A 232-nucleotide genomic window follows, 5' to 3' on the forward strand; every position below is an offset into this window, starting at 1 on the left:
GGCCAGCGGCCGCGGCCCCACGGACAAGGACGTGGACCGCGTCTCGCAGACCATTTCGGCCATCAAGGAGCAGAACGAGGGCGTCGAGGTGTGCGCCTGCCTGGGGCTGCTCTCCGACGGCCAGGCGTCGCGGCTGAAGGACGCGGGCGCCGACGCCTACAACCACAACCTCAACACGTCCGAGGCGACGTACGGGAAGATCACCACGACGCACACCTACGAGGACCGCGTC

General features: G+C 69.0%; 1 pseudogene. It reads left to right on the forward strand.

Going from position 1 to position 232, the window contains the following annotated elements:
• Positions 1-232, forward strand: a pseudogene (locus IG84_RS0137555) (biotin synthase BioB); the annotation flags it as partial.

The organism is Streptomyces ochraceiscleroticus (assembly GCF_000720485.1).
Lineage (GTDB): Bacteria > Actinomycetota > Actinomycetes > Streptomycetales > Streptomycetaceae > Streptomyces > Streptomyces ochraceiscleroticus.